The sequence below is a fragment of the Eikenella sp. NML070372 genome (assembly GCF_001648415.1).
GTDB classification, from domain to species: domain Bacteria; phylum Pseudomonadota; class Gammaproteobacteria; order Burkholderiales; family Neisseriaceae; genus Eikenella; species Eikenella exigua.
Map to the genome: position 1 here is coordinate 591798 of NZ_LXSN01000004.1, position 23124 is coordinate 614921.

Sequence of the window (23124 nt, forward strand, 5' to 3'; positions counted from 1 at the left end):
CGCCTTGCCGTACTATCTGTACTGTCTGCGGCTCGTCGCCTTGTCCTGATTTAAATTTAATTCACTATAAAACCGGCCAAAATATTCGGTGATCCCAACGAGTTGGCCAAAGACGAAGTTTGGTTTAATCTCACCCGCGAATCCGCTGCCACCGCCGCCCTGCGTGCCGCGCCGCGTCAGGCCGTGTTTGAAGGATTTGATTCGATTTCATAAGCGGGCAAGCCAGCCCGATATTTTTCAGGTAGCCTCATCATGAATTGGGAAACCCTCACGCAAATCGACCGCCGCCACATTTGGCACCCCTATGCCGCCATGCCCAACACCCAGCCGGTGTATGCCGTGGCTCGGGCGGAAGGCTGCAGCATCGAGCTGGCCGACGGCAGATGGCTGGTGGACGGCACTTCTTCTTGGTGGGCGGCGCTGCACGGATACAACCACCCGCGCCTCAACGCCGCGGCTGCCGCACAGCTGGAAAAGATGAGCCATGTGATGTTCGGCGGGCTCACCCACGAGCCGGCGGTGCGGCTCACGCAGTTGCTGCTGGAATTGCTGCCGCCGGCTCTCAACCAAGTGTTTTATGCCGACAGCGGCTCGGTGGCGGTGGAAGTGGCGATGAAGATGGCGCTGCAATACCAGCAGGCCGTGGGGCAGGGGAAACGCTGCCGTTTCGCCACCATCCGCGCCGGTTATCACGGCGACACCTGGCATGCCATGTCGGTATGCGACCCGGAAGAAGGCATGCACGGCCTGTTTTCGAGCAGCCTGCCGGTGCAGTATTTCCTGCCGCAACCGGCCAGCCCGTTCCACGGCGAATGGCAGCCTGAAAGCATCCGCCCGTTGGAAAGCTTGTTGGCAGAAAAACACGATGAATTGGCGGCGCTGATTTTAGAGCCGGTGGTGCAGGGGGCGGGCGGGATGTATTTCTACCACCCCGAATACCTGCGGCAGGCGCGGGCATTGTGCAGCCGATACGGCGTGTTGCTGATTTTTGACGAAATCGCCACCGGCTTCGGCCGCAGCGGTGAGATGTTTGCTTTGGAGCATGCCGGCGTGGTGCCGGACATTATCTTGCTGGGCAAGGGGCTCACCGGTGGTTATCTCACCTTGTCGGCCGCGGTGTGCACCGAGGAGATTTCCGCGGCCATCAGCCGGGGCCAGGCGGGCGCGTTTATGCACGGCCCCACCTTCATGGCCAACCCGCTGGCCTGCGCGGTAGCGGCTGAGAGCGTAGCGATGCTGCGGGAAAGCCCGTGGCGGCAGCGGGTGGCCAATATCGAGCAAACGCTGCGGCGTAAGCTGGCTGCGACGGCGCAATGGCGTTGCGTGCGCGAAGTGCGGGCGCTTGGCGCGATTGGTGTGCTGAAGATGGCGCAGCCGGTCAACACGGCTTCCCTGCAGCCGCGGCTGGTGGAAAAAGGCGTGTGGGTGCGGCCGTTCGGGCGGCTGGTGTATCTGATGCCGCCGTTTGTGATCAGCCAGCAGGAATTGGATTTCTTGGCCGAACAGACCTTGGCGGCAGTGGCGGAGGAATACGGCGAAGCATGGCCGCAGTCCGAATAATGCTACACGCGCTGAAGGCTACCTGAAATTTTCAGGTAGCCTGTTTGCAGAGAGGAGAACAGTATGCAGAAACAAGTTTATTTTGTTAGCGGCATCGACACCGGCATCGGCAAAAGCATCGCCACCGGCCTGTATGCCAAAGAGCTGGCCGCCGCCGGCCGACGTGTGATTACCCAAAAAATCGTGCAAACCGGCTGCCAAGGCATCGCCGAAGACATCCAAACCCACCGCCGCCTGCAAGGCATCGGGCTCACAGAGCACGACCGCAACGGCAGCACCTGCCCCTATGTGTTTGCCTATCCCTGCTCGCCGCACTTGGCTGCCGAGCAGGAACAGCGCCCCATTGATTTAAAAACCATCGATGCAGCCACCCAAACCCTGCTGCAAAGCTACGACACCGTGCTGCTCGAAGGGGCGGGCGGGCTGATGGTACCGCTAAACCGCGAGCAAACCCTGCTCGACTTTGCCGCCGAACGCGGCTACCCGCTGGTGTTGGTTACATCCGGCCGCCTGGGCAGCATCAACCACACCCTGCTCAGCCTTGCCGCAGCCCGCCATGCTGGCTTGCCGGTGCACCGATTGGTGTACAACCGCTATCCTGCTGCCGACCCCGTAATCGGCGCGGAAACCGAACGCTATTTGCGCGATTACCTGCAGCGGCATTTTCCCGAGGCGGAGTGGGCGGTGTTGGCAGAGGCTACCTGAAAACCGAGCGCAGCATTTTTTCAGGTAGCCTTGCACACAGCTTTAGCCCGAACCCCCACATATCCGCTATAATTCGCATTTTCGTTTACCCCTCTCCCCAAACCGAACCATGGGACAAAAAATCCAAGCCGTAAAAGGCATGAACGACCTCTTGCCGGTGGAGCAGAAAGATTTCAAGCTCACCGCCGCCTTCTGGCAGGCCTTTGAAAACCGCATCGGCCAATGGGCGCACCGCTTCGGCTACCGCCAAATCCGCACCCCGATCGTGGAGCAAACCGGCCTTTTCGTGCGCTCCATCGGCGAAGAAACCGATGTGGTGGGCAAAGAAATGTATACCTTTGCCGACTCCAACGACACCCTCAGCCTCAGCCTGCGCCCCGAAGGCACCGCCTCCTGCCTGCGCGCCGTGGTGGAGCACAATCTGCTGTACAACGGCGGCCAGAAGCTGTGGTATATGGGCCCCATGTTCCGCCGCGAACGCCCGCAGAAAGGGCGCTACCGCCAATTCCACCAAGTGGGCGTGGAAGCGCTGGGCTTTGAAGGCCCCGATATCGATGCCGAAATCATCGCCATGTGCGCCGATTTGTGGCGCGAGCTCGGCATCAGCCAATACCTGACTTTGGAAATCAACAGCCTGGGCAACCGCGAAGAACGCGCCGCCCACCGCGCCGCCTTGGTAGGCTACCTGAAACAGCACGAAGCCGCGCTGGACGAAGACAGCCGCCGCCGTATGCACACCAATCCACTACGCGTGCTGGACAGCAAAAACCCCGATTTGCAGGAAATTTGCAATGCCGCCCCGCGCCTGGCCGATTACCTCGGCGAAGCCTCCCGCGCCCACTACGCCGGTTTCAAAGCCCTGCTCGACGGTTTGGGCATCGCCTATGTGGAAAACCACCGCCTCGTGCGCGGGCTGGACTACTACAACCAAACCGTGTTCGAATGGACCACCGACAAACTCGGTGCCCAAGCCACCGTGTGCGGCGGCGGCCGCTACGACGGCCTGATTGAAGAGCTCGGCGGCAAACCCGCCCCTTCCATCGGCTTTGCCATGGGCGTGGAGCGGCTACTGCTGCTGGTGCACGAATACGGCAATCTGCAAGCCGATGCCGCACCCGATATTTATGTGATACACCAAGGCGGCGACACCCTGCTGCCCAGCATGCAGTATGCCGCCGCCGCCCGTGCCGCCGGCTTCAGCGTGCTGCAGCATTCCGGCAGCCAGAAACTGGCCGCCCAAATGAAAAAAGCCGACGCCTCCGGCGCCAAAGTGGCGCTGATCGTGGGCGAAGGCGAGCTGGCCGAAGGCAAGGCCAGCCTCAAAGACATGCAGCAAGGGCGCGGCCAAGTGAGCGTGCCTGCTGCCGATTTGCTTAAACAATTAAACGAATGGATACGCTAAATGGCTGTTTACGATTTAAAAGACCAAGAAGAAATTGAAAACTTCAAATATTTCTGGCGCAGCTGGGGGCGTTGGCTGTTTGCCCTGCTTGTGGTGGCCGCCATCGGCTACTTCGGCTGGGTGATGTACAGCAGCCACCAGCGCAGCGTGAACAACGAAGCCGTGGCCGTGTTCGACCAGTGGGCGGAAAACCAGCAGGCCGGCAAGCCCGCCGAAGCTGCCAAATTGCTTACCCAACTGCAAAGCCAATATCCGACCAGCATCTCCGCCGCCCAAGCCACCCTGATGCAGGCCGGTGCCGCCTTCGACCAAGGCAAATACGACGAAGCCATCGGCCACTTGAACTGGGTACTCAAATACCACCAAGAACCGCTCATCCGCGCCATGGCCATCCAGCGCCTGGCCACCGTGCAGCTGCAACAGCAGAAATACGATGCAGCCATCGCCACCCTCGGCATGAACACCGATGAAGCCTATTCCGGCATCCTGTTGGAAACCAAAGGCGACGTTTACGCCGCCCAAGGCAAACGCAGCGAAGCCGCCGCCGCCTACAAACAGGCGATGGACAAACTGCCCCAAGACGACCAAGGGCGCGAGTTTATACAGCTGAAAATCGACCAGCTGAACTAAGTTGGGTCAAAGCCCATAACGGCTGTTGCCGGCGGATGGAAAACCCACCGCCGGCAACAGCCGTTTTTTCAGGTAGCCTTTTAGATTTCAGGTGGCGTGTAGCTTGGATAACGTATTGCCTGCGCGGAAGTGAATCAGGCTACCTGAAACTGCCTGGATGGTTTGGAGGCTTGCCATTGCCAATACCGAGCAACTTTATTCTGCAAACAAAGGCTACCTGAAACGGTTTCAGGTAGCCTTTGCACATTCCGTACCAATCCCAATCAAGCCGCAGGTGTTTTGCCTTGCTGGCCTTTGATGATGCTCATACCGGCGGAGACGAGGCCGCCGATGTCGGCCACGTTGGCTGGCATAATCAGGGTGTTGCCTTCTTTGGCCAGTTTGGCGAAGGCGTCCACGTATTGCTCGGCCACTTTCAGGTTAACCGCTTCGTTGCCGCCGGGCTGGTTGATGGCGTCGGCCACCAGGCGGATGGCGTCGGCGCTGGCTTGCGCCACCAGTTTCAGGGCTTCGGCTTCGCCTTGGGCGCGGTTGATGCGGGCCACTTTTTCGCCTTGCGAGGCGTTGACGGCGGCTTGGGCTTCACCTTCGGATTTTTTGATCTCGGCTTCACGCTCGCCCGAAGCAAGGTTGATTTGCTCGATTTTCAGGCCTTCGGATTGGGCGATGCGGGCGCGTTTTTCGCGTTCGGCGGTGATTTGCGCCTGCATGGCACGCAGGATTTCCTGCGGCGGAACGAGGTCTTTGATTTCGTATCGCAATACTTTCACGCCCCAAGACACGGCGGCTTCATCGAGTGAGGCGACCACGGTGCGGTTGATGTCGTCACGCTCTTCAAAGGTTTTGTCCAGTTCCATGCGGCCGATGACGGAACGCAGGGTGGTTTGGGCAAGCTGGGTGATGGCGGTGATGTAGTTGCTGGAGCCGTAGGAGGCGAGTTTGGCATCGGTTACTTGGAAGTAGATGATGCCGTCTACAGTGAGCTGGGTGTTGTCGCGGGTGATACACACCTGGCTGGGCACATCGAGCGGGATTTCTTTGAGCAGGTGCTTGTAGGCCACGCGGTCGAGGAAGGGGATGAGGAAGTTGAGGCCGGGGTTGAGCACGGCGTGGAAGCGGCCGAGCCGCTCCACCACATAGGCCTCCTGCTGCGGCACGACGGTGAAGGCTTTAAAGCCGAATACAATGATAACGGCAAATAGGATTGCCAGGGTAACGATATCCATCAGTTTTCCTCCAGAGGTTGCAAAATCAAGATGTTGCCGGATTTTCCGGCGATGCGCGCGGCTTGCCCGGTCTGCGCGGGGAAGGGGGCTTCAGCCTGCCAATAGGTACCGCGATACTGCACGAGCCACAGGCTGCCGGATTGGGGCTGGTGCAGCAGCACGGTGTTGCCGATATCCAAATCACCTTCGGCATCGGCGGCGTGGGCGCGGCGGTTGCGCCGGATGCGGTACACGGCGGCGATACCGGCTACAGAAAGCAGCACGGCCACCAGCAGCGATACGCCGCTGCCTGCGCCGAGCCAGGCGGCTATGCCTGCACCGAGCAGGGCAATGCTGACCACCAGCAGGTAGAACGTGCCGCTGAACATTTCGAGAACGAACAGGGCGGCGGCGGCGATAAACCAATACCAGTAGTGCATGGGCGGCTCCTTTCTTATGTGGTTGAGATTTTAGCTTCTCAGAAACTCTGCCTTGGCTAGGCTAAGACATCGTTTCAGGTAGCCTTTAGCCTCGTTGATGAGGCTACCTGAAAAGCTCAGCTATACCGAAGTTAAAATTGCGCGGGCCAGCTCAGTCTATGCCTGTGCTTCCTGCAAACGGGGCAGGGCGGCAGTAAGGTCGATGCCGGCAGCAGCGGCGGTTTGCACCAGTTGACGCGGGTCTGCGCCTTGAGCGGCTTGCCCCATGGCCCACAAAAAGCTGCTGCGGGTGCCGCTGCGGCAGTAGGCGAGGGCGGGCGCCGGGTTGTCGGCCAGGTGTTTGGCAAACTGTGCGGCAGCGGCAGCATCGATTTGCGGCATCAGCATGGACTGGTGAATAACGTGCCGGATACCGGCTTCGGCCGCCCAGCGGCGGATTTGCTCAAAGCTTGGCTGGCCGGGCTCTTCGCCGTCGGGGCGGTTGCAGATGATGGTTTGCACGCCGGCGGCGGCAGCGGCAAGAATGTCTTGGCGGCTGATTTGCGGAGAAACAAACAGGCCGGGGGCAAGGATGGGGAAGGGGGCTTGGTTTGACATGGTTTTCTTTGTTTATGAATGGGTTGGTTTGGATCGGACAAGTTCGATGGATTCTTTGGCAGTGAGGTGGTCGATTTCCAAAACCATCACTTTCACGTAATCAAAATGTTTGCCGATATAGGGCAGGAGGCCGTTTTGGCTAGGAGAGTATTTGTTCCCCACGGCTTCGAGCGCAGCCTGTTTTTCGGCGGGGTCGGTAACGGTGTGCACCGTGCCGAACACGATGGCGCTGCGGAAATAAGTGGTGAATTCCTGCGGCACGATGTCGTTGAGATCCACCACGCAGAAGGAAACATGGTTGTCGCGCGCGAGCAGCTCGTGTTTATGGCCTGCGGGTGCGCCATGTAGGATGATTTTGCCTTCGTGGTAAACATAGCTGATAGGCACGGCGTAAGGATAGCCGTTGTCGCCGTGCAGCGCGAGTACGCCGGATTTGCCGCGCTGCAAAATGGCGATAGCTTCGTCGTTGGATAGCTGCTGGTTTGCGTGTTTCATCTCCCTGAACACGATTTTCTCCTTGTTTTGCTGTAGGCCAGTTTCAGGTAGCCTTTCGCTCACAGGGGAATGATACCAAATTCCACGCCCAAATGCTGGGCTTAAATGGCTTGGAGGCTACCTGAAAATAGAGTGGCGGCAGGGCGCGGTGATTGGTTTGCAGGCGGCGTGGGCGGCTATATAATGGCAGCTGTTTTCTATGTCTGCTTACTAAGGAGGTTGCCATGCACAAATCGCCGTTTGCCCGCACTATTTTGCTCGCCTTATTGTCTGTATCCGCCCTGCCTGCGCTGGCAGACAATACCCAGCGTGTTCATCAGGCCTGTTCGCGTTATTTGGACGAACCGCCGGATTATTTTGAATCCCGGAATGCCCGGTTCAGGGCACGCGCCATGCCGAATGCGGCTACCAAGAGCGCACCTGTCGTTGAATTGGCAGCCGGTGCTGCACCCGCCCCGCAGGCAGCAGCCGCCAGAGATTCTTTTATCGGCCTCGAAGGCTCATATGACATGATTAGCGAGAAGAGGATGGTGAATGCGGGAATATCTGCCCCGCCGCGCCAAAACACCGAGCGCTACGGCCATTATGAGCCCAACCCCGTGCACGCTGTGGCCGAACAGCCCGTTTCCACCTTCAGCATTGATGTGGACACCGGCAGCTACGCCAACATCCGCCGCTTCCTCACCCAAACCGGCCGCCTGCCGCCCGCAGATGCCGTGCGCATTGAAGAAATCATCAACTATTTCGACTACGGCTACGCCAAGCCTGCCGACGGCAAACCTTTCGCCGTGCACACCGAAACCGTGGATTCCCCTTTCCGCAGCGGCGCCAAGCTGATCCGCATCGGCATTCAGGCCAAAGAAGTGAGCCAGGCCGCGCTGCCGCCGGCCAATCTTGTGTTCCTGGTGGACGTGTCCGGCTCCATGTATAGCCGCGACAAACTGCCGATGGTGAAATACACCCTCTGCACTCTCGCGCACCAAACCCGCGCCCAAGACCGCATCACTCTCGTTACCTATGCCGACGGCAACAAAGTCGTGTTGCCGCCCACCCCGGGCAACCAGCGGCAGAAAATCCTTGCCGCGCTCGACAGCCTGAAGGCAGGCGGCTCCACCGCAGGCGAAAACGCCATCCAGCAGGCCTACCAAGCCGCCCGGCGCGCCTATATCCGCAACGGCATCAACCGCATCCTGCTCGCCACCGACGGCGATTTCAACGTGGGCATCACCGATTTCAACACCCTGCGCAGCATGGTGGCCGAAAAACGCAAAAGCGGCATTTCTCTCACCACGCTCGGCTTCGGCAGCGGCAACTACAACGAACGGCTGATGGAGCAGCTGGCCGATGCCGGCGACGGCAACTACAGCTACATCGACAGCCCCGAAGAAGCGCAGAAAGTGCTGCATCGCCAGCTCTCATCCACGCTCGCCACCGTGGCGCAAGATGTGAAAATCCAAGTGGAATTCAACCCCGCCACCGTGAAGGAATACCGCCTGATCGGCTATGAAAACCGCATGCTCGCCCGCGAAGACTTTAACAACGACCAAGTGGACGCAGGCGACATCGGCGCCGGCCACAACGTCACCGCGCTGTATGAAATCATCCCCGCCGGACAAACCGGCTGGCTGCCCGAAAGCCGCTACCAGGCCGCCCCCGCTGCCAACGATAAAGCCGGCAGCGAATACGCCTTCATCAACCTGCGCTACAAACTGCCCGGCCAAAGCAGCAGCATTCTCATCAACCGCCCCGTGGACGTGGGCAGCAAACCGCTCGCCCAAGGCAGCAACGCCACCCGCCAAGCCGTGGCTGCAGCCGCCTTCGGCGAACTCTTGCGCGGCGGCAAATACAGCGGCAACTTCGGCTGGCCGCAAACCCTCGAGCTGGCCCGCAACGCCCAATCCCCCGACCGCCACGGCCTGCGCCGCCAGTTTGTGCAGCTGATTGAGAAAGCACAACAGCTCAGCAGCAAGCCGCAGTAAGGTTTCAGGTAGCCTTTGCCTGGTTGGAAAGGCTACCTGAAAATTAAAACTGGTAGGTTGAATACTCATGCCCTGCAAGCATGTTGTAGGGCGATTTTCTGTTTGCTCCTATATTTTCAGGTAGCCTCTTACTCCAACCCCAAAGGAACCCCCATGCCCATTTCCCCAAACATTTTCAAAGCATACGACATCCGCGGTATCGTCGGCCAAACCCTCACCGAAGAGACTGCCGAGCAAATCGGCCGTGCCATCGCCACGCGTGCTGCCCGGCAAGGCCTGCGGCAGATTGCCGTAGGGTGTGACGGCCGGCTCAGCGGCCCGGCATTGCAAGCGGCGCTGATGTGCGGGCTCACCGCAGGCGGGCTGGAGGTGGCCGATGTGGGCATGGCGGCCACGCCCATGCTGTATTTCGCCGCCGTGCAGCATTGCTCCGGCAGCGGCGTGATGATTACCGGCAGCCACAACCCGCCCGATTACAACGGCTTCAAAATGATGCTCGGCGGTAATGCCCTGGCCGGGGAAAGCATTCAAGAGTTGTGCGGTATCATCGAAGCGCAGGATTTTGTGTCAGCTAGCCTGCAAGGCAGCGTGCGCAGTTTGGATGTGGCAGACGAATATATTCGGCACATCGCCAGCCATATTCGCCTGAAGCGGCCGCTGAAAATCGCTGTCGATGCTGGCAACGGCGTAGCCGGAGCGTTTGCCGGGCGGCTGTATCGCGCGCTGGGTTGCGAAGTGGAGGAACTGTTTTGTGAAGTAGACGGCCATTTCCCCAACCACCATCCCGATCCGGCCAAGCCCGCCAATCTGCAAGACCTCATCCGTGCCGTGCAGGCCGGAGCGGCCGAAGTCGGCCTGGCTTTCGACGGCGACGGCGACCGTCTCGGCGTGGTTACCCGCAGCGGAAGTATCATCTATCCCGACCGCCAGCTGATGCTGTTTGCGCAAGACGTGCTCGGGCGCAACCCGGGCGCGAAAGTAATTTACGACGTGAAATCCACCCGCCTGCTGGCGCCGTGGATTAAGCGGCACGGCGGCGAGCCGGTGATGAGCAAAACCGGCCACAGTTTCATCAAAGCCGCCATCAAGCAGCACGGCGCGCTTTTGGCGGGCGAAATGAGCGGGCATGTGTTTTTCAAAGAGCGCTGGTTCGGCTTCGACGACGGCCTCTATGCCGGTGCGCGCCTGCTGGAAATCCTTTCAGGTAGCCCCAACCCCAGCGCTGTGCTGGAAGCCTTGCCGGAAGGCGTGTCCACCCCCGAATTGAATATTGCCCTGCCCGAAGGCGCCGACGGCCACGCGCTGATTGCCGATTTGGCTCAGGCTGCCCGGTTCGACGGCCTGCAAGAGCTGATTACCATCGACGGCCTGCGCGCCGAATTCGCCGACGGCTTCGGCTTGCTGCGCGCTTCCAACACCACGCCGGTGCTGGTGTTGCGCTTCGAGGGCGACAACCAGGCCGCGCTGGCACGAATTCAGGCGCAGTTCAAAACCCTGGTGGAACAGCACGGCGGCTTGCAGTGGCCGTTGTGAAACCGAGCCGGATAAAGCAAACCGCACCGTGGCAATACGGTGCGGTTTGCTTCTCAGGTAGCCTGATTGCTGTAGGAAAAGGCTGGTTAGGGGCTGGCAGTATTCAATACTGGATTGTGCCGTTTGCAGTTTGCTGCACGGTGCTGCTGCCCGGGCTGTCGAACACGGGCTCGGGGCTGCCTGCTTTTTCATAGGCAGCGGCGCGTGCCATTGCGGGAACGGCCAGGGTTTGTTCGTTTTGCTGCAACGATACTTCCACCACGCGGTAGCCGCTGCCGCCCATACTGCGGCTGAGGGTGTCGGCGTGTTTACGGAAGTTTTGCAGGGCTTCGATGGCGAGGCTTTCTTCAATTTGGCGACGGCTTTCCGGCTTGAGCGAGAAACCGATGTCGTTGATGGTGGCTTCACCGCTGCTTTCGGCAATCAGCTTGCCGATAGCTTGGAAATCGCTGCCGGAAACGCGCAAGACGGCGATGTCTTCCCAAGGGCGTGAGCCGTTGCGGTAGCTTTGGTAGACGTGGCGGCTTTCCAGCTCCACTTCTGCGCCGGAGAGGTGGCTGGCGCGGCTTTGCAGGATGTTTAAGCAGCGCGTGGTTTCGGCGGCAGCCTGGGCGGGATTGGCGTGGGTGGAGGAAACTTTCAGGCGCACGGTCATCCAGTTGTTGGGCAAGGTGCGGCTGGCGGTTTCGCTGAATTTGAGCAGGTTGTAGTTGAGCGGCTCGACTAGGGCGGGGCCAAGGCTGAGGCCGGCCAGCAGCGTGGACAGGAGGAGGGCGGTTTTTTCATAAGCGTTTTCCTTTAAGGAGGGATAGTGTGGCGATTATATGGAACGGTCATACCGAAGGCTACCTCAAAACACTTCAGGTTTGCCTGCGCCAAGGTTTTCAGGTAGCCTTGCGCGCCATCTGAATATTGGAAAGGACATACCGTGATTACTGTGAACACTTTGCGCAAAATGAAGCACGAGGGCGAGAAAATCGCCATGCTCACCTGCTACGAAGCCAGCTTTGCCGCGTTAATGGATGCGGCAGGGGTGGATATGCTGCTGGTGGGCGATTCGCTGGGCATGACGGTGCAGGGGCAGAAATCCACCCTGCCGGTGAGCCTTGCCGATATGTGCTACCACACGGCGGCGGTGGCGCGCGGCAGCAGCAATGCGCTGATCGTGAGCGATTTGCCGTTTGGTGCCTACCAGCAGAACAAGGAGCAGGCTTTTGCCGCTGCGGCCGAACTGATGGCGGCAGGAGCGCATATGGTGAAGCTGGAAGGCGGCGCCTGGATGGCGGAAACCACCGAGTTTCTGCAGCTGCGCGGCATTCCGGTGTGCGCACACATCGGGCTCACGCCGCAGTCGGTGCATGTGTTTGGCGGCTATAAGGTGCAGGGCAAGGGCGATGTGGCGGCGCAGGCATTGCTGAACGATGCGCTGGCGCACGAGAAGGCCGGCGCGGCAGTGGTGCTGATGGAATGCGTACCCGCCGCTTTGGGCAAACAGATTACCGAAACGCTGGCCTGCCCCACCATCGGCATCGGCGCGGGCGTGGACTGCGACGGGCAAGTGCTGGTGATGCACGATATGTTCGGCGTGTTCCCCGGCCAAACGGCGAAGTTTGTGAAAAACTTCATGCAGGGGCAGGATAGCATTCAGGCGGCGGTGGCGGCTTATGTGCGCGAAGTGAAAGAAAAAACCTATCCCGCGCCGGAGCATACCTTTGCAGCTTGAGGCAGGTTAATCAAGTGAGGCTACCTGAAAGCGCCGCGCAGCTTTTGCCAGGCTAAATTCAGATTGCCTTGCCATTGTTTTCAGGTAGCCTCGCTATTGAGCCAAAAGGCTACCTGAAAACCTTAGCCAAACCATTCCCACAACCAATCAACAAAGAAGATAGAGCAACCATGCCGCGCTGCACCCCCCCCCCGCCGGCAGAAAATCGCCCGGCTTGTGCACGACCACGGCTTTATGTCGGTGGAAGAGCTGGCACGCAGCCTAAAGTGACCCCGCAAACCATCCGCCGCGATATCAACGTTTTGTGCGAACACAACATCCTGCGCCACGCGCAAAAACAAGCTGCAAAGCGAAAAAGCCCACATTGCCGACCTGATTGCCGAGCACATCCCCGACAACGTTTCCCTGTTTATGAGCATCGGCACCACCATCGAAGCAGTGGCGCTCGCGCTGGTGAAAAACCATAAAAACCTCTGCATCATCACCAACAACATCCACGTTGCCTCCATTGTGTCTGGCCGGCCGGACTACACCGTCATCATCACCTCCGGCGTGGTGCGGCCGGTGGACGGCGGCATCACCGGCGTGGCCACCATCGATTTCATCAACCAATTCAAAGTGGATTACGCCATCCTCGGTGCCTCCGGCATCGAAGCCGACGGCTCGCTGCTCGATTTCGACTACAAAGAAGTGAGCGTGATGCAGGCCATGATGGCCAACGCCCGCCACTGCTATCTGGCCGTGGACTACAGCAAATTCGGCCGCAATGCCTTGGTGCGCATAGGCGATGTAACTGAATTTCACGCCCTGTTCACCGATGAGCCACCCAGCGCCGGCCTGTGCAAAAAACTGGACGATGCCGGCGTTCGCTGGCATCTGGCGGCCAAAGAAGGGGAAGAATAGGGCGGCAGGCTACCTGAAAGAGGTTCGGCGTAAATTTTCAGGTAGCCTTTGATTAAGCCAATACGGCTACCTGAAAGCCAAGCTTCAATAAAGCGAAAATGCCGTTTGATGATTGAAAAAACGGTATTCATGCCGCAAGAAACTGGCGGCTGCACCAGCTTTGCAGTATATTTTCCTAAATTGATTTTGTTACGGAGAACACACCATGTCGATATTGAAAAGGCCGGAAGAAGTGATTATGGCGGTGCTGGGCGCGCTGTTTGTGGTGCTGACTTATGCGGCGGCATCCTATTTCGGCGCGCAGGGGCAAACCGCGCTGCTGGTGGCGGCGCTCACGCTGATTGTGCTGCTGCCGGCGTTTTTGCTGTGGCAACGCAACCGTGCGGCTTGGCTGTGGCCCTGCCTCCTCGGCCTGCTGGCCGCTTGCTGGTGGCCGTATTTCGATGCCCGCGGCGAGCAATCGCTGCCGGTGGGCTTGTTGCAGCAGGATACAGCGGCTGCGGTTTCAGCCCTGCCTTGGTATGCGGGCTGGACGTTTAAGCTGATCTTCGCCGCGCTGCCGGTGCTGGTGGGGTATGGCTGGATAGTGTATCGGCGGTATTATTGGAAGAAAAAACCGATATAAGCATAGCCGGAATTGGAATAGGAAAAAGGCTACCTGAAAATTTAGCTTCGCAGAAACTTTGCTGCGTTGCATTTTCAGGTAGCCTTTTTATTTGCTTTTCATATTGTCTTACTTTGAGCAGAAAACCATTCTTTTTTGATTTAGCACAATAATTTGCTTAATAAAGCTAGAATGATTGCGGTTTTCAGTTTGAGTTCTATGTTAATAAGATTTATTATCATAGCAAGCTTCAGTAAGAAAGAATCAAAACTATTTCTTTTCGTGAGACTTCCGACTCCATTCTAGAGAGCCCAGCTATGTCCGTTATTCCACTCTCCCAGCTGCGCAAAGGCGCGGTTGCGCATATTGATTCCATTGTCCCCAATCCCGTGTTCGGCGAACTCGATCCTTTGGTGTCGCGCCGTTTAGCTGATTTGGGATTTTCCAGCGGCATGCCTTTGCAGGTGATTGCCGTGGGCGGTTTCGGGCGCGGGCCGTTTGCAGTGCGTTTGGGCAATCAGTCACAGTTTTCGCTACGACATGAGGAGGCAGGGAAGGTGATGTGTCATATCGAAAAGCAACCTGAGGCTTAATGCTTAATGGCTACCTGAAAATCATTTTGTGTTACCTAAAAAGCAGCTTTCTTATAGTAACTGATTGAAAATAAGATAGAATAAGTAAGGATAATATGATGGAGCTGAGCTATTTCGCCCTAATCGGCGCGCCGAACTGCGGCAAAACCGTTTTGTTCAACGGGCTGACCGGCGCGCACGCCAAAGTGGCCAATTATCCGGGCGTAACGGTGGACAAGCGCGAAGGCGCGTTTTTGGACGACGAAGCCGTGCGCATTGTCGATTTGCCCGGCACATACAGCCTGCGCACCACCAGCCCCGACGAAGCGGTGGCGAAAGACGTGGCGGTGGGCAAACTCGGCATTCCGCCCGATGCGATTATCGCCGTGGCCGACGCGACCAACCTGCGCATGACGCTGCGCATGATTTTAGAACTGAAAACGCTGAAACTGCCGATGGTGGTGTCGCTGAATATGAGCGATGTGGCGCAGCGGCGCGGTTTGAATATCGACGCGGCGAAACTGAGCGAACTTTTGGGCGTGCCGGTGCTGGAAACCGTGGCCGTGAGCGCGTCGGGTGTGCAGGCGGTGCGCGAAGCCGTGGCGCAGTTGCCGCGCAAACGCTCGTTCCCCGCCAACCCCGCCTCCGCCGAACGCACGTTGGACGAATTGGACAGCGACGCGCTTTATCACGAAGTCGAATCCATTTTGGCGCAAGTCGTGCGCACGGAAATGACCCTGCCCGCCTGGCACAAAAAATTGGACGAAATCGTGCTGCACCCCGTGTGGGGCGTGGTGTTGCTGATGGTCATCCTGTTTATGGTATTCCAAGCGGTGTACACTTGGGCCGCGCCGATTATGGAAGCCATCGAAGGCGGCTTCGGCTGGCTGGGCGAGTGGGTGGCCGCCAATATGCAGCCCGGCATTTTGAACGATTTAATCGTGAACGGCGTGATTGCAGGCACGGGCAGCGTGCTGGTGTTCCTGCCGCAGATTACCATCCTGTTCGCCTTCATCCTGCTGCTGGAAGACTCGGGCTACCTGCCGCGCGCCGCGTTTTTGCTGGATAACGTGATGGCGAAAAGCGGCTTGTCCGGCCGTTCGTTCATTCCGCTGCTGTCCAGCTTCGCCTGCGCCGTGCCCGCTGTGATGTCCGCCCGCACCATCCACGACCCGCGCGAACGGCTGGTTACCATCGCCGTCGCCCCGCTGCTCACTTGCTCCGCGCGGCTGCCCGTGTACGCGTTGATTATCGCCGCCGTCATCCCTAATCAAACGGTGTTCGGCATATTCAATCTGCAAGGGCTGACGCTGTTTGTGCTGTACATTGCCGGCATCCTGTCCGCCGCACTCGCCGCCTACCTCATGAAACGGCTGGCGCGGATTAAGGGCAACGTGCAGCAGTTCCCGCTGTTGATGGAGCTGCCCACCTTCCGTATGCCCAACTTCAAACACATCCTGACCAGCCTGTGGGACAGGGTGAAAGCCTTCCTGAAACGCGCCGGCACGATTATTTTCACGCTGACCGTGATTTTGTGGGGCTTGGTCAGCTGGCCTGCGCCGCCCGAAGGCGCAACCGGCGCGGCAATCGATTACAGCCTGGCCGGCATGATCGGCCACGCCATCCAGCCGCTGTTCGCCCCGCTGGGCTTCACTTGGGAAATGTGCATCGCCATGATTCCGGGCATCGCCGCACGCGAAGTGGTCGTGGCCGCGCTGGGCACGGTGTATGCCGTGGGCGCGTCGTCCGAAGACGCGGTGCAGAACGCGCTGATTCCCATCGTCCACAGCAACTGGGGCCTGCCCACCGCCTTCGCCTTCCTCGCCTGGTATGTCTACGCCCCCATGTGCGCCGCGACTTTGGCAGTTATCAAGCGCGAAACCAAATCTCTGAAACACACTGTTATGGTTACAGGCTATATGTTCGCACTCGCCTACCTCGCGGCCTTTATCGTGTATCAAATTACTTCAAGGATATTATGATGATTCAAATGCAATTTATTATAGTCGCCATCATCATGCTCGCCTGTGTGGTGTTCCTGCTGCGGAAGTTTGTGTTTAAACCAAAAAAAAGGAAACCTGATTGCAGCAGTGGATGTGGGAAATGCGGGGGCTGTGGGTAAGATTGTTGTTTAGTTGATTTTGATGTAAGGAAAAGCAGCCTGCATTTTAGATGGGTAGAGTGCAGGCTGCTTTTTGTGAGCAGAAGGCTACCTGAAAGATTCGGGTAGCCTTCTGCTGTAGCTAAGAACACATTTTTATAAGGGCAGCTTGCCGTCTTAAAAAAGTTACTTGAATCTTCTAGGTAGCCTTTAATCTGGCCAAGCTCTCATTTTCAACGCCCGGTATGCACAACCAGGCATTGTTCTTGCCGTTGCAGGAAGACTTCGCTGCCGCCGAGTTTGTCCAACTGCTGTTTCGGTGAAAGCTTCGGCAGGCTGCGGAGATCTTCCGTACTGAGTTTTTGCACCGACTCTTCCCACAGGCAGCAGCAGTAGGGTTCAAGCACGCGCTCGCTTTGGCCGGCAAGGCCGTGTTTGGCCAAGTTGGCTTGTCATTGCGGTACGGCGGGTATATTTTGGACAGGCTTCCACGATGCGGCAGCTGATGCCGTCCTTATCCGGCGCATAGAAGCGCGGTATGAGGGCAAAGGTGAGTGTCAACACCACCGTTACCACATTCCAACCGATGAAGGGGCAGCGTTTGTGGCGGTCGGATTCATCGGCTTGAATCTCAGCCATGCAGGCTTTCCATGCGTAGCATCATCACGGGCTGGAAAACGTGCTCCAGCGCTTCGATTTTGGCGATAGCGGCCTTGATGTGCTTTTCTTTAGACTGGTGGGTGAGAATCACGATTTCGGCATTTTCGTGATTGATTACACCTTTTTGTAGAAGAGCTTCGATAGAGATGCCCTGTTCGGCAAGGATGCGGCCGATATCGGCCACCACGCCAGGTCTGTCTTGTGCCGATACACGCAGGTAGTAGCTACTGGTGATTTCGTTTATCGGCAGCACGGACAGCTCTTCGTTGTTGCGGAAGGCCAAAGGCGGCACACGCTGTTCGTTGGCAGCGTGAATTAGGCGGGCGGTGTCAATGATGTCGGCCACCACGGCACTGGCGGTAGGGGCTGCACCAGCGCCGGCGCCGTAATACAGGGTCTCACCCACCATATTTGATTGCACCAGTACAGCATTCATCACACCTTCCACCTGCGCCAGCAGACGGCATTCGGGCACGAGTGTGGGGTGTACACGCAATTCAATGCCTTCTTCGGTTTTGCGGGTGATGGCCAAGAGCTTGATGCGGTAGCCCAGCTCTTCGGCGTAGCGGATGTCTTGGCTTTCCAGCTTGTTAATGCCTTCCAAGTAGCAGTGTTGGAAATTAATCGGCGTGCCGAAGGTTAGCGCAGACATAATGCTCAACTTGTGCGCCGCATCGTGGCCTCCGATGTCGAAAGTCGGGTCGGCTTCGGCGTAGCCCAGCTCCTGTGCCTGTTTGAGCACTTCGGCAAACGGGCTGCCGTGGGCGCGCATATTGCTCAGAATGAAGTTACTAGTACCGTTGATGATGCCAACCACCGATTTGATACGGTTGGCGGCCAGGCCTTCTCGCAGGGCTTTGATAATCGGGATGCCGCCGGCCACTGCTGCTTCAAACATTACCATCACGTTTTTTCCCGCCGCCAGAGCGAAAATTTCATTGCCGTATTCAGCCAGCAGTTTTTTGTTGGCGGTAACCACGTGTTTGCCGTTTTCGATGGCACACAGCACCACTTCGCGTGCCGTATCCGTTCCGCCCATCAACTCTACCACAATATCCACATCCGCACTGCGGGCTACCTGAAACACATCGTCTGACACTATGGTATCCGGCGGACATAATTTGCGGATGCAGCCAGTGTTGCGGCTGGCGGCCATGCTGATACGCACCTCCCGCCCCAGGCGACGCGTGATTTCCTGCACGTTTTCTGCCAACAGTTTGACCGTACCACTGCCGACGGTGCCCATCCCTAAGATGCCGATTCTGACTGGTTGCATGCTGATTCCTTGTTATGATTACGGCTGTGCCGAGTGCTGTTTTGCTCTGAAAATGCCGGCTGCCATACGGGCAGCCAAGCTGATAAACAATAAAATCCGAAAGCGGACAGAAAGTCGCTATCTTAGCTGAAAACCCCGCTTTTTACACCTTTTAATAGAAACACTTACACTTTTAACCACACTGCCTCAAAGCCAAGCGTTTCAATCTCCTTGCAGCCTATGCTTTCAGGTATCCTCCAACTCATTAAAATAAAAACAAATTATGCTTATTCAAAGACACTAGACGGTTTCCACCTGCCACATCTACTGCTATCAAGACGGCCAAATCGAAATCGACTGCCGCACCTACTTCCAGGTTGAGTCTTGCCTGATGCGGGCAATGGTCTACACGTGTGTTGCGCCCGCCAACGATGATGATGTCGGGGTTGTCGCAAACGAGGGCTTCCACTGGTACTTCGATCAGGTTAGTCAGCCGAGTGTGAAACGCAGGTTGTTGTCTAATTTGGCGTTATATTAGCTGGCTATTTGTACGGCGTTGCCGCCAATAGTGGAGTAACAAAAATTAGGACAAGGTGGCGAGCTGCAGATAGTACAAGTAGTACAGCAAGACGAACCAACGCAGCACTGGTTTTTGTTAATCCACTATACGGTGTAAACAGCGGCATGGCCGCAGGCCACCCATTTCTACGCTATTGCCCAGCCTGACGTATGGCCGATAGGATTAGTTCTTCCGTCCTATGGTTTTCACTGTGCCAAAAACTGATTATCTACCTACTCAGAATTCGGCAACCACGCCTATTGCCTGCCGAAATGATATTTTCAGGTAGCCTCTTGTACACAGTAAGCTACCTGAAAACTCATTTCTCTACTTACTTTTGAATAAACTGCTATTACAAGGGCACACGCCGAATGCAAACCAAGCTGTTCCGCCTCACCGTGCTCAACACACGTTTCTTCTCCGGTTTCGCTGCTGCCAAAACCACATCTGCTGCCAGCAAATACGTAGCCAATAGCCGAACTGGAAACCATCTACACCATCGCTGAAGCCCAAGCCAAACAGCAGCTCGGCTCCTCACGCATCACCACGCAAGGCTTGCAGCACATGCCGGTGAGTAACAACATTTCCGATCCTTCAACCAAGTCTGCACCTTCCTCAACAAAGAAATCGGTTTCGAGTTCAACAAAGACAGCTATCTCGCCTCGCTGGCTTATTTCCATAACGACTACTACAACCGCATTGTTGATAACAGTCGTGTCGGTGGCTACAACCGCAATGTGCACCGCTTCTTCAATGCCCGCTATTCGTTCTAAAGCCTGATTGCCAAGTAATTTATTCAGCTCAGCGTGGAAAATCTTCCTAATATGTTGTTCAGATTGGTTTTTACTGTGTACTCCTATTGTTGGGGCGTAATAAAAGGCTACCGGAAAATTCAGGTAGCCTTTTATCAGCTTATCCGGCCCTATGCGCCGTCATCTAAATGATCCGGCCGAGCGAGGATGGTGCGTTTACCATTTGTATCGGCAGGGGAGACGATGCCTTCGGCTTCCATTTGATCCACCAGGGTGGCGGCTTTGTTGTAGCCGATGCGCAGGTGGCGTTGGATGGAGGAAATGGTGGCTTTTTGCGTACGCAAAACGATGGCGACAGCTTCGTTGAACAGGGGGTCTTGGTCGCTGTTGCCGCTGCCGCTGTTGGCATTGCTGAACAAATCGTCGCTGCCCACGCCGGAGGTAAGGATGTCTTCCACATAATCGGGCGCACCGAAACCTTTGAGGTATTCGGTCACGCGCTGCACTTCGCTATCGGCCACGAAGGCACCGTGTACGCGCTGTGGGTAGCCGGTGCCGGGCGGCAGGAAGAGCATATCGCCTTGGCCGAGCAGGTTTTCTGCGCCCATTTGATCGATGATGGTGCGGCTATCCACTTTGGAGGCTACCTGAAAAGCGATGCGGGTGGGGATATTGGCCTTAATCAGGCCGGTAATTACGTCCACGCTGGGGCGCTGGGTAGCGAGAATGAGGTGGATGCCGGCGGCGCGGGCTTTTTGGGCGAGGCGGGCGATCAGCTCTTCGATTTTTTTGCCGGAAGTCATCATCAGGTCGGCAAATTCGTCCACGATCACGACGATGTGCGGCAGGTGGGTGAGTGGCTCGGGATTGTCGGGGGTGAGGCTGAAGGGGTTGGCCAGCCGTTCGCCGCGGACGGTGGCATCTTTGATTTTTTGGTTGTAGCCGGCGAGGTTGCGCACGCCCACATGGCTCATCAGGCGGTAGCGCTTTTCCATTTCGTTCACGCACCAGGTGAGCGCGTTGGCAGCAAGCTTCATATCGGTTACCACCGGCGCGAGCAGGTGCGGGATGCCTTCATACACGGAAAGCTCGAGCATTTTCGGGTCGATCATGATCATGCGCACTTCGTCGGGTGTGGCCTTGAACAGCAGCGACAAAATCATGGCGTTCACGCCCACGGATTTGCCCGAGCCGGTGGTGCCGGCTACCAAGAGGTGCGGGGCCTTGGCGAGGTCGGTTACCACCGGCTGGCCGGTGATGTCCTGACCCAGCGCGAGGGTGAGCTTAGATTTGCTTTTGGCAAACACCGGTGAGTTGAATACTTCGCTTAGGCGAATCATCTGCCGTTTGGGATTAGGCAGCTCTAAACCCATACAAGTTTTGCCCGGGATGGTTTCCACTACGCGGATGGCAGCCACGCCGAGCGAACGGGCGAGGTCTTTTTCCAGGTTAATCACCGAGTTGCCACGCACGCCTACATCGGGCTCGATTTCGTAGCGGGTAATCACCGGGCCGGCATAAGCATCCACCACGTTTACTTTTACGCGAAATTCGGCCAGTTTTTCTTCGATTTTGATGCTGTTATCCAGCAGCTGCTCTTCGCTGAGGGAGGCTTCATTGTCGTATTGCGGCGGCAGGAGCAACTCGTTCATCGGCACATGATAGTGGCCGAAATCGGCATACGATACGGCGGAAACGGCCGAAATCGGCGTGGGCTGCGGCGGCAGGTCGGGCAGGGGAGGGATGCCGGGCGCGGCAGTGGGAGTAGGGTTTGCCCACGCGGCTTGCGCCTGAGTTTCGGCTGCACCTTGCTCCAAGACCTGCTGCCATTCGTTGCCGTTATCGAATTCGATGGCGGGTTCGGCAGCCGGTGCTTGTTCGGTGAGCGAGAGGTCGGGGCGGAAGTGATGCTGGATACCGACTTGGTCGGCGGTGTCTGAATACGTTTCAGCGGTATCGTCGCTCACAGTTTCAGTTAAGCTCCAAGGCGGGCTGTCTTCAACGGTGCTTTGCGGGAAAAAAATCGGCGGTTGTTCGGCGGGCAGCGCCGACTCCTCCTCAGCGGGCTGGGCATCGGGGCTTTCGGGTGCAATGCCATGATTGAAGGGGGTAAAGCGGGTGGAAATTGGCAGTGGTTGAGCCTGCTGAGATGGTATAGCCATCGGCACTTGTGCGCCCTGGCTGTGGTTCACGCGCGCGGCGGCGGGAATCACGCTCTCACGCACGGTTTGGCGTTTAAAGTGGCGGCGCTGGCGATTAGCCGGGGCATCGGTTTTAGCCAGATTAGCTAAAATTTCGTCTTCATTGATTACCGGCAAATCAGGCTGCTGCGGGGTGATGGCCGGTTGGGGCGCGGGCTGGGGCTGCCTGCGCGCACGCAGGCGCTGACGCAGGAGATTGTTGCGGATGTCGTCGGGGCTGATGGTGTGCCGCTCTTCGGCAGGCTCTTCAGGCGCAGGCTCGGCCACGGGCGGCAGGTGTGCTTGGATTTTTTCGCGCACATACTGCACAGCGGGATCGGCCGGAGTGATTTCTTCGCGCGGCTCGGCAGCGGGAGAGGGGGCTTTTATCGGCCAGTTCAGCACCACGGTTTCCAGTGGTTTGGCTTCGGCTGCTTCGTTTTTATATAGCATACGCGTGGCCTCGGAAAGGGAAATGATGCTCGACTCGGGTTGGCTTTCTTCATTTTCGATATTTTCAGGTAGCCTGTAGCGGGTGGCCTCGGCTTCGGTGATAACCGGCAAATTGGCGTCGGGAGCGGATAAATCGTGGATTTCCGGCTCGGCGGCAGTTTTGGCTTCGGTTTCGGTGGTGTGAGAGCTTTCAGTATTTTCAACCTGCTCAGCAGTGGCATCAATGGCGATTTCTGGCAACAGGGCAGTTGCTTCCGTTACGGCCGTTTTTTCTTCGGCGGGGCTGAAAATCGGTAGTTCTTCTTGGTTTTCGCTCACGTTACGGCGGCGTGCTTTTTTCTTCACACTACCGGCAAGCAGCTCGATTTTGCGCTGCAATTCGTCTTGCACTTTTTGATAATGCAGCTTCACTTGGGTTTGCGCACGCTGCGGCAGCACGTTGGGGCGGGCAGGCTGTTGCTGCGGAGTGTTTTCCGCTTCGGTATCAGTGGATTGCTTGTTGTTTTGGTGCCGGTTGAGATAGGTAAACTCCAGCAGCCATTCGCGCTCTTCGCGCGCACGCCACCACAAGAGCACGGCGATGCCGGCCAACAACAGAATCAGCAGAAAAACTAAAAACATAAACAGCAGCTCCCGAATTTGGCGCAAAGGTTGGTATTTTAACGTGTTTCCCGCCGAAATTAAACCTTGTGGCCTGGGTAAAAACTCGACTTTGGCGCATTTCTGCGTGATGTGCTTCCTGATGGCCTGCCTATCTGTATGATATGTTTGCGCGTTCTGTGATGCTGGCGCTTTGATTGGTGTCCAAATCTAAGA

Annotated in this window: 22 protein-coding genes and 1 pseudogene; 13 read left to right on the plus strand and 10 right to left on the minus strand. The window is 57.4% G+C overall.

Going from position 1 to position 23124, the window contains the following annotated elements:
* The first annotated feature begins 252 nt into the window (after nucleotides 1–252).
* The 4 genes from bioA (at nucleotide 253) to A7P97_RS04680 (ending at nucleotide 4297) form a co-directional block, all read left to right on the plus strand.
* Entirely contained in the window at nucleotides 253–1560 is a 1308-nt protein-coding gene (bioA, locus tag A7P97_RS04665) for an adenosylmethionine--8-amino-7-oxononanoate transaminase (protein ID WP_067530582.1), read from the plus strand.
* A 63-nt stretch (nucleotides 1561–1623) separates the two neighbouring features.
* Nucleotides 1624–2265 (plus strand): dethiobiotin synthase, encoded by a 642-nt coding sequence (gene bioD / locus A7P97_RS04670; RefSeq protein WP_067530583.1) that lies wholly within the window; start codon nucleotides 1624–1626, stop codon nucleotides 2263–2265.
* Nucleotides 2266–2374: 109 nt separating this feature from the next.
* Nucleotides 2375–3667, plus strand: a complete 1293-nt coding sequence (gene hisS, locus A7P97_RS04675; RefSeq protein ID WP_067530584.1) for a histidine--tRNA ligase — start codon at nucleotides 2375–2377, stop codon at nucleotides 3665–3667.
* On the plus strand, nucleotides 3668–4297 hold the full coding sequence (locus tag A7P97_RS04680; protein ID WP_067530585.1) for a tetratricopeptide repeat protein: 630 nt from the start codon (nucleotides 3668–3670) through the stop codon (nucleotides 4295–4297).
* A gap of 263 nt (nucleotides 4298–4560) precedes the next feature.
* Here A7P97_RS04680 and A7P97_RS04685 read toward each other — a convergent pair whose 3' ends face one another.
* The 4 genes from A7P97_RS04685 to A7P97_RS04700 form a co-directional block, all read right to left on the minus strand.
* A complete protein-coding gene (locus A7P97_RS04685; RefSeq protein ID WP_067530586.1) occupies nucleotides 4561–5523 on the minus strand; it encodes an SPFH domain-containing protein in 963 nt (320 codons plus the stop codon).
* Nucleotides 5523–5942, minus strand: a complete 420-nt coding sequence (locus tag A7P97_RS04690) for an NfeD family protein (protein WP_067530587.1) — start codon at nucleotides 5940–5942, stop codon at nucleotides 5523–5525. Before A7P97_RS04690 ends, A7P97_RS04685 begins: the two co-directional genes overlap by 1 nt.
* A 156-nt stretch (nucleotides 5943–6098) precedes the next feature.
* Nucleotides 6099–6539: a TIGR01244 family sulfur transferase gene (locus tag A7P97_RS04695; RefSeq protein ID WP_067530588.1), complete on the minus strand. Its 441-nt coding sequence runs from the start codon at nucleotides 6537–6539 to the stop codon at nucleotides 6099–6101.
* A gap of 12 nt (nucleotides 6540–6551) precedes the next feature.
* Complete coding sequence (locus A7P97_RS04700) at nucleotides 6552–7046, minus strand: pyridoxamine 5'-phosphate oxidase family protein (RefSeq protein WP_067530589.1); 495 nt, start codon at nucleotides 7044–7046, stop codon at nucleotides 6552–6554.
* Nucleotides 7047–7426: 380 nt separating this feature from the next.
* Here A7P97_RS04700 and A7P97_RS04705 point away from each other — a divergent pair, with 380 nt between their 5' ends.
* Together A7P97_RS04705 and A7P97_RS04710 are read left to right on the plus strand one after the other, a co-directional pair.
* Entirely contained in the window at nucleotides 7427–9013 is a 1587-nt protein-coding gene (locus tag A7P97_RS04705) for a von Willebrand factor type A domain-containing protein (RefSeq protein WP_369799522.1), read from the plus strand.
* Between the two features lie 153 nt (nucleotides 9014–9166).
* Nucleotides 9167–10546 carry a phosphomannomutase/phosphoglucomutase gene (locus A7P97_RS04710; RefSeq protein WP_067530590.1) on the plus strand — a complete coding sequence of 460 codons (1380 nt, stop codon included), beginning with the start codon at nucleotides 9167–9169 and terminating at the stop codon, nucleotides 10544–10546.
* A gap of 103 nt (nucleotides 10547–10649) precedes the next feature.
* Here the strand turns inward: A7P97_RS04710 and A7P97_RS04715 are convergent, their stop codons facing one another.
* On the minus strand, nucleotides 10650–11312 hold the full coding sequence (locus tag A7P97_RS04715; protein WP_067530591.1) for an SIMPL domain-containing protein: 663 nt from the start codon (nucleotides 11310–11312) through the stop codon (nucleotides 10650–10652).
* Between the two features lie 162 nt (nucleotides 11313–11474).
* Between A7P97_RS04715 and panB the strand changes: the two genes are divergently transcribed.
* The 6 genes and pseudogenes from panB to A7P97_RS09685 all read left to right on the plus strand — a co-directional run bounded on the left by panB (nucleotide 11475) and on the right by A7P97_RS09685 (nucleotide 16470).
* Nucleotides 11475–12269, plus strand: coding sequence for a 3-methyl-2-oxobutanoate hydroxymethyltransferase (panB, locus tag A7P97_RS04720; protein ID WP_067530592.1), 795 nt, complete (start codon nucleotides 11475–11477; stop codon nucleotides 12267–12269).
* A 234-nt stretch (nucleotides 12270–12503) separates the two neighbouring features.
* Nucleotides 12504–13172: pseudogene (locus tag A7P97_RS04725) on the plus strand (DeoR/GlpR family DNA-binding transcription regulator).
* A gap of 205 nt (nucleotides 13173–13377) precedes the next feature.
* Nucleotides 13378–13797, plus strand: coding sequence for a hypothetical protein (locus tag A7P97_RS04730; RefSeq protein ID WP_082887601.1), 420 nt, complete (start codon nucleotides 13378–13380; stop codon nucleotides 13795–13797).
* A gap of 296 nt (nucleotides 13798–14093) precedes the next feature.
* The gene (locus A7P97_RS04735) at nucleotides 14094–14369 is read left to right on the plus strand and encodes a FeoA family protein (RefSeq protein ID WP_067530593.1); all 276 of its coding nucleotides are present in this window, start codon (nucleotides 14094–14096) and stop codon (nucleotides 14367–14369) included.
* A gap of 98 nt (nucleotides 14370–14467) precedes the next feature.
* A complete protein-coding gene (locus tag A7P97_RS04740) occupies nucleotides 14468–16330 on the plus strand; it encodes a ferrous iron transporter B (protein WP_067530594.1) in 1863 nt (620 codons plus the stop codon).
* A gap of 8 nt (nucleotides 16331–16338) precedes the next feature.
* On the plus strand, nucleotides 16339–16470 hold the full coding sequence (locus A7P97_RS09685) for a FeoB-associated Cys-rich membrane protein (RefSeq protein WP_082887630.1): 132 nt from the start codon (nucleotides 16339–16341) through the stop codon (nucleotides 16468–16470).
* Between the two features lie 212 nt (nucleotides 16471–16682).
* Here A7P97_RS09685 and A7P97_RS10685 read toward each other — a convergent pair whose 3' ends face one another.
* The 4 genes from A7P97_RS10685 to A7P97_RS10095 all read right to left on the minus strand — a co-directional run bounded on the left by A7P97_RS10685 (nucleotide 16683) and on the right by A7P97_RS10095 (nucleotide 18833).
* Nucleotides 16683–16856: a hypothetical protein gene (locus tag A7P97_RS10685; RefSeq protein WP_231865656.1), complete on the minus strand. Its 174-nt coding sequence runs from the start codon at nucleotides 16854–16856 to the stop codon at nucleotides 16683–16685.
* Nucleotides 16849–17088, minus strand: coding sequence for a hypothetical protein (locus A7P97_RS10690; RefSeq protein WP_231865657.1), 240 nt, complete (start codon nucleotides 17086–17088; stop codon nucleotides 16849–16851). The genes A7P97_RS10685 and A7P97_RS10690 overlap by 8 nt, the downstream gene beginning before the upstream one ends.
* Nucleotides 17081–18385, minus strand: a complete 1305-nt coding sequence (locus A7P97_RS04750) for a homoserine dehydrogenase (protein ID WP_067530596.1) — start codon at nucleotides 18383–18385, stop codon at nucleotides 17081–17083. Before A7P97_RS04750 ends, A7P97_RS10690 begins: the two co-directional genes overlap by 8 nt.
* 244 nt (nucleotides 18386–18629) lie before the next feature.
* Complete coding sequence (locus A7P97_RS10095; protein ID WP_125080257.1) at nucleotides 18630–18833, minus strand: hypothetical protein; 204 nt, start codon at nucleotides 18831–18833, stop codon at nucleotides 18630–18632.
* A 716-nt stretch (nucleotides 18834–19549) separates the two neighbouring features.
* Here A7P97_RS10095 and A7P97_RS10695 point away from each other — a divergent pair.
* A complete protein-coding gene (locus A7P97_RS10695; protein ID WP_255361180.1) occupies nucleotides 19550–19696 on the plus strand; it encodes a hypothetical protein in 147 nt (48 codons plus the stop codon).
* Nucleotides 19697–19845: 149 nt separating this feature from the next.
* Here A7P97_RS10695 and A7P97_RS04760 read toward each other — a convergent pair whose 3' ends face one another.
* Complete coding sequence (locus A7P97_RS04760; RefSeq protein WP_082887602.1) at nucleotides 19846–22929, minus strand: DNA translocase FtsK; 3084 nt, start codon at nucleotides 22927–22929, stop codon at nucleotides 19846–19848.
* Between the last annotated feature and the right edge of the window lie 195 nt (nucleotides 22930–23124).

Bases quoted from the DNA above. Each gene is read 5' to 3' on its own strand.
- A7P97_RS04710 (WP_067530590.1), top strand. From the start codon at position 9,167: ATGCCCATTTCCCCAAACATTTTCAAAGCATACGACATCCGCGGTATC.
- A7P97_RS04760 (WP_082887602.1), bottom strand. From the start codon at position 22,929: ATGTTTTTAGTTTTTCTGCTGATTCTGTTGTTGGCCGGCATCGCCGTG.
- A7P97_RS04685 (WP_067530586.1), bottom strand. From the start codon at position 5,523: ATGGATATCGTTACCCTGGCAATCCTATTTGCCGTTATCATTGTATTC.
- A7P97_RS04740 (WP_067530594.1), top strand. From the start codon at position 14,468: ATGGAGCTGAGCTATTTCGCCCTAATCGGCGCGCCGAACTGCGGCAAA.
- A7P97_RS04695 (WP_067530588.1), bottom strand. From the start codon at position 6,539: ATGTCAAACCAAGCCCCCTTCCCCATCCTTGCCCCCGGCCTGTTTGTT.
- A7P97_RS04730 (WP_082887601.1), top strand. From the start codon at position 13,378: ATGTCGATATTGAAAAGGCCGGAAGAAGTGATTATGGCGGTGCTGGGC.
- A7P97_RS10690 (WP_231865657.1), bottom strand. From the start codon at position 17,088: ATGGCTGAGATTCAAGCCGATGAATCCGACCGCCACAAACGCTGCCCC.
- hisS (WP_067530584.1), top strand. From the start codon at position 2,375: ATGGGACAAAAAATCCAAGCCGTAAAAGGCATGAACGACCTCTTGCCG.
- bioD (WP_067530583.1), top strand. From the start codon at position 1,624: ATGCAGAAACAAGTTTATTTTGTTAGCGGCATCGACACCGGCATCGGC.
- A7P97_RS09685 (WP_082887630.1), top strand. From the start codon at position 16,339: ATGCAATTTATTATAGTCGCCATCATCATGCTCGCCTGTGTGGTGTTC.
- A7P97_RS04705 (WP_369799522.1), top strand. From the start codon at position 7,427: ATGCCGAATGCGGCTACCAAGAGCGCACCTGTCGTTGAATTGGCAGCC.
- A7P97_RS04735 (WP_067530593.1), top strand. From the start codon at position 14,094: ATGTCCGTTATTCCACTCTCCCAGCTGCGCAAAGGCGCGGTTGCGCAT.
- bioA (WP_067530582.1), top strand. From the start codon at position 253: ATGAATTGGGAAACCCTCACGCAAATCGACCGCCGCCACATTTGGCAC.
- A7P97_RS04750 (WP_067530596.1), bottom strand. From the start codon at position 18,385: ATGCAACCAGTCAGAATCGGCATCTTAGGGATGGGCACCGTCGGCAGT.
- A7P97_RS04680 (WP_067530585.1), top strand. From the start codon at position 3,668: ATGGCTGTTTACGATTTAAAAGACCAAGAAGAAATTGAAAACTTCAAA.
- A7P97_RS04690 (WP_067530587.1), bottom strand. From the start codon at position 5,942: ATGCACTACTGGTATTGGTTTATCGCCGCCGCCGCCCTGTTCGTTCTC.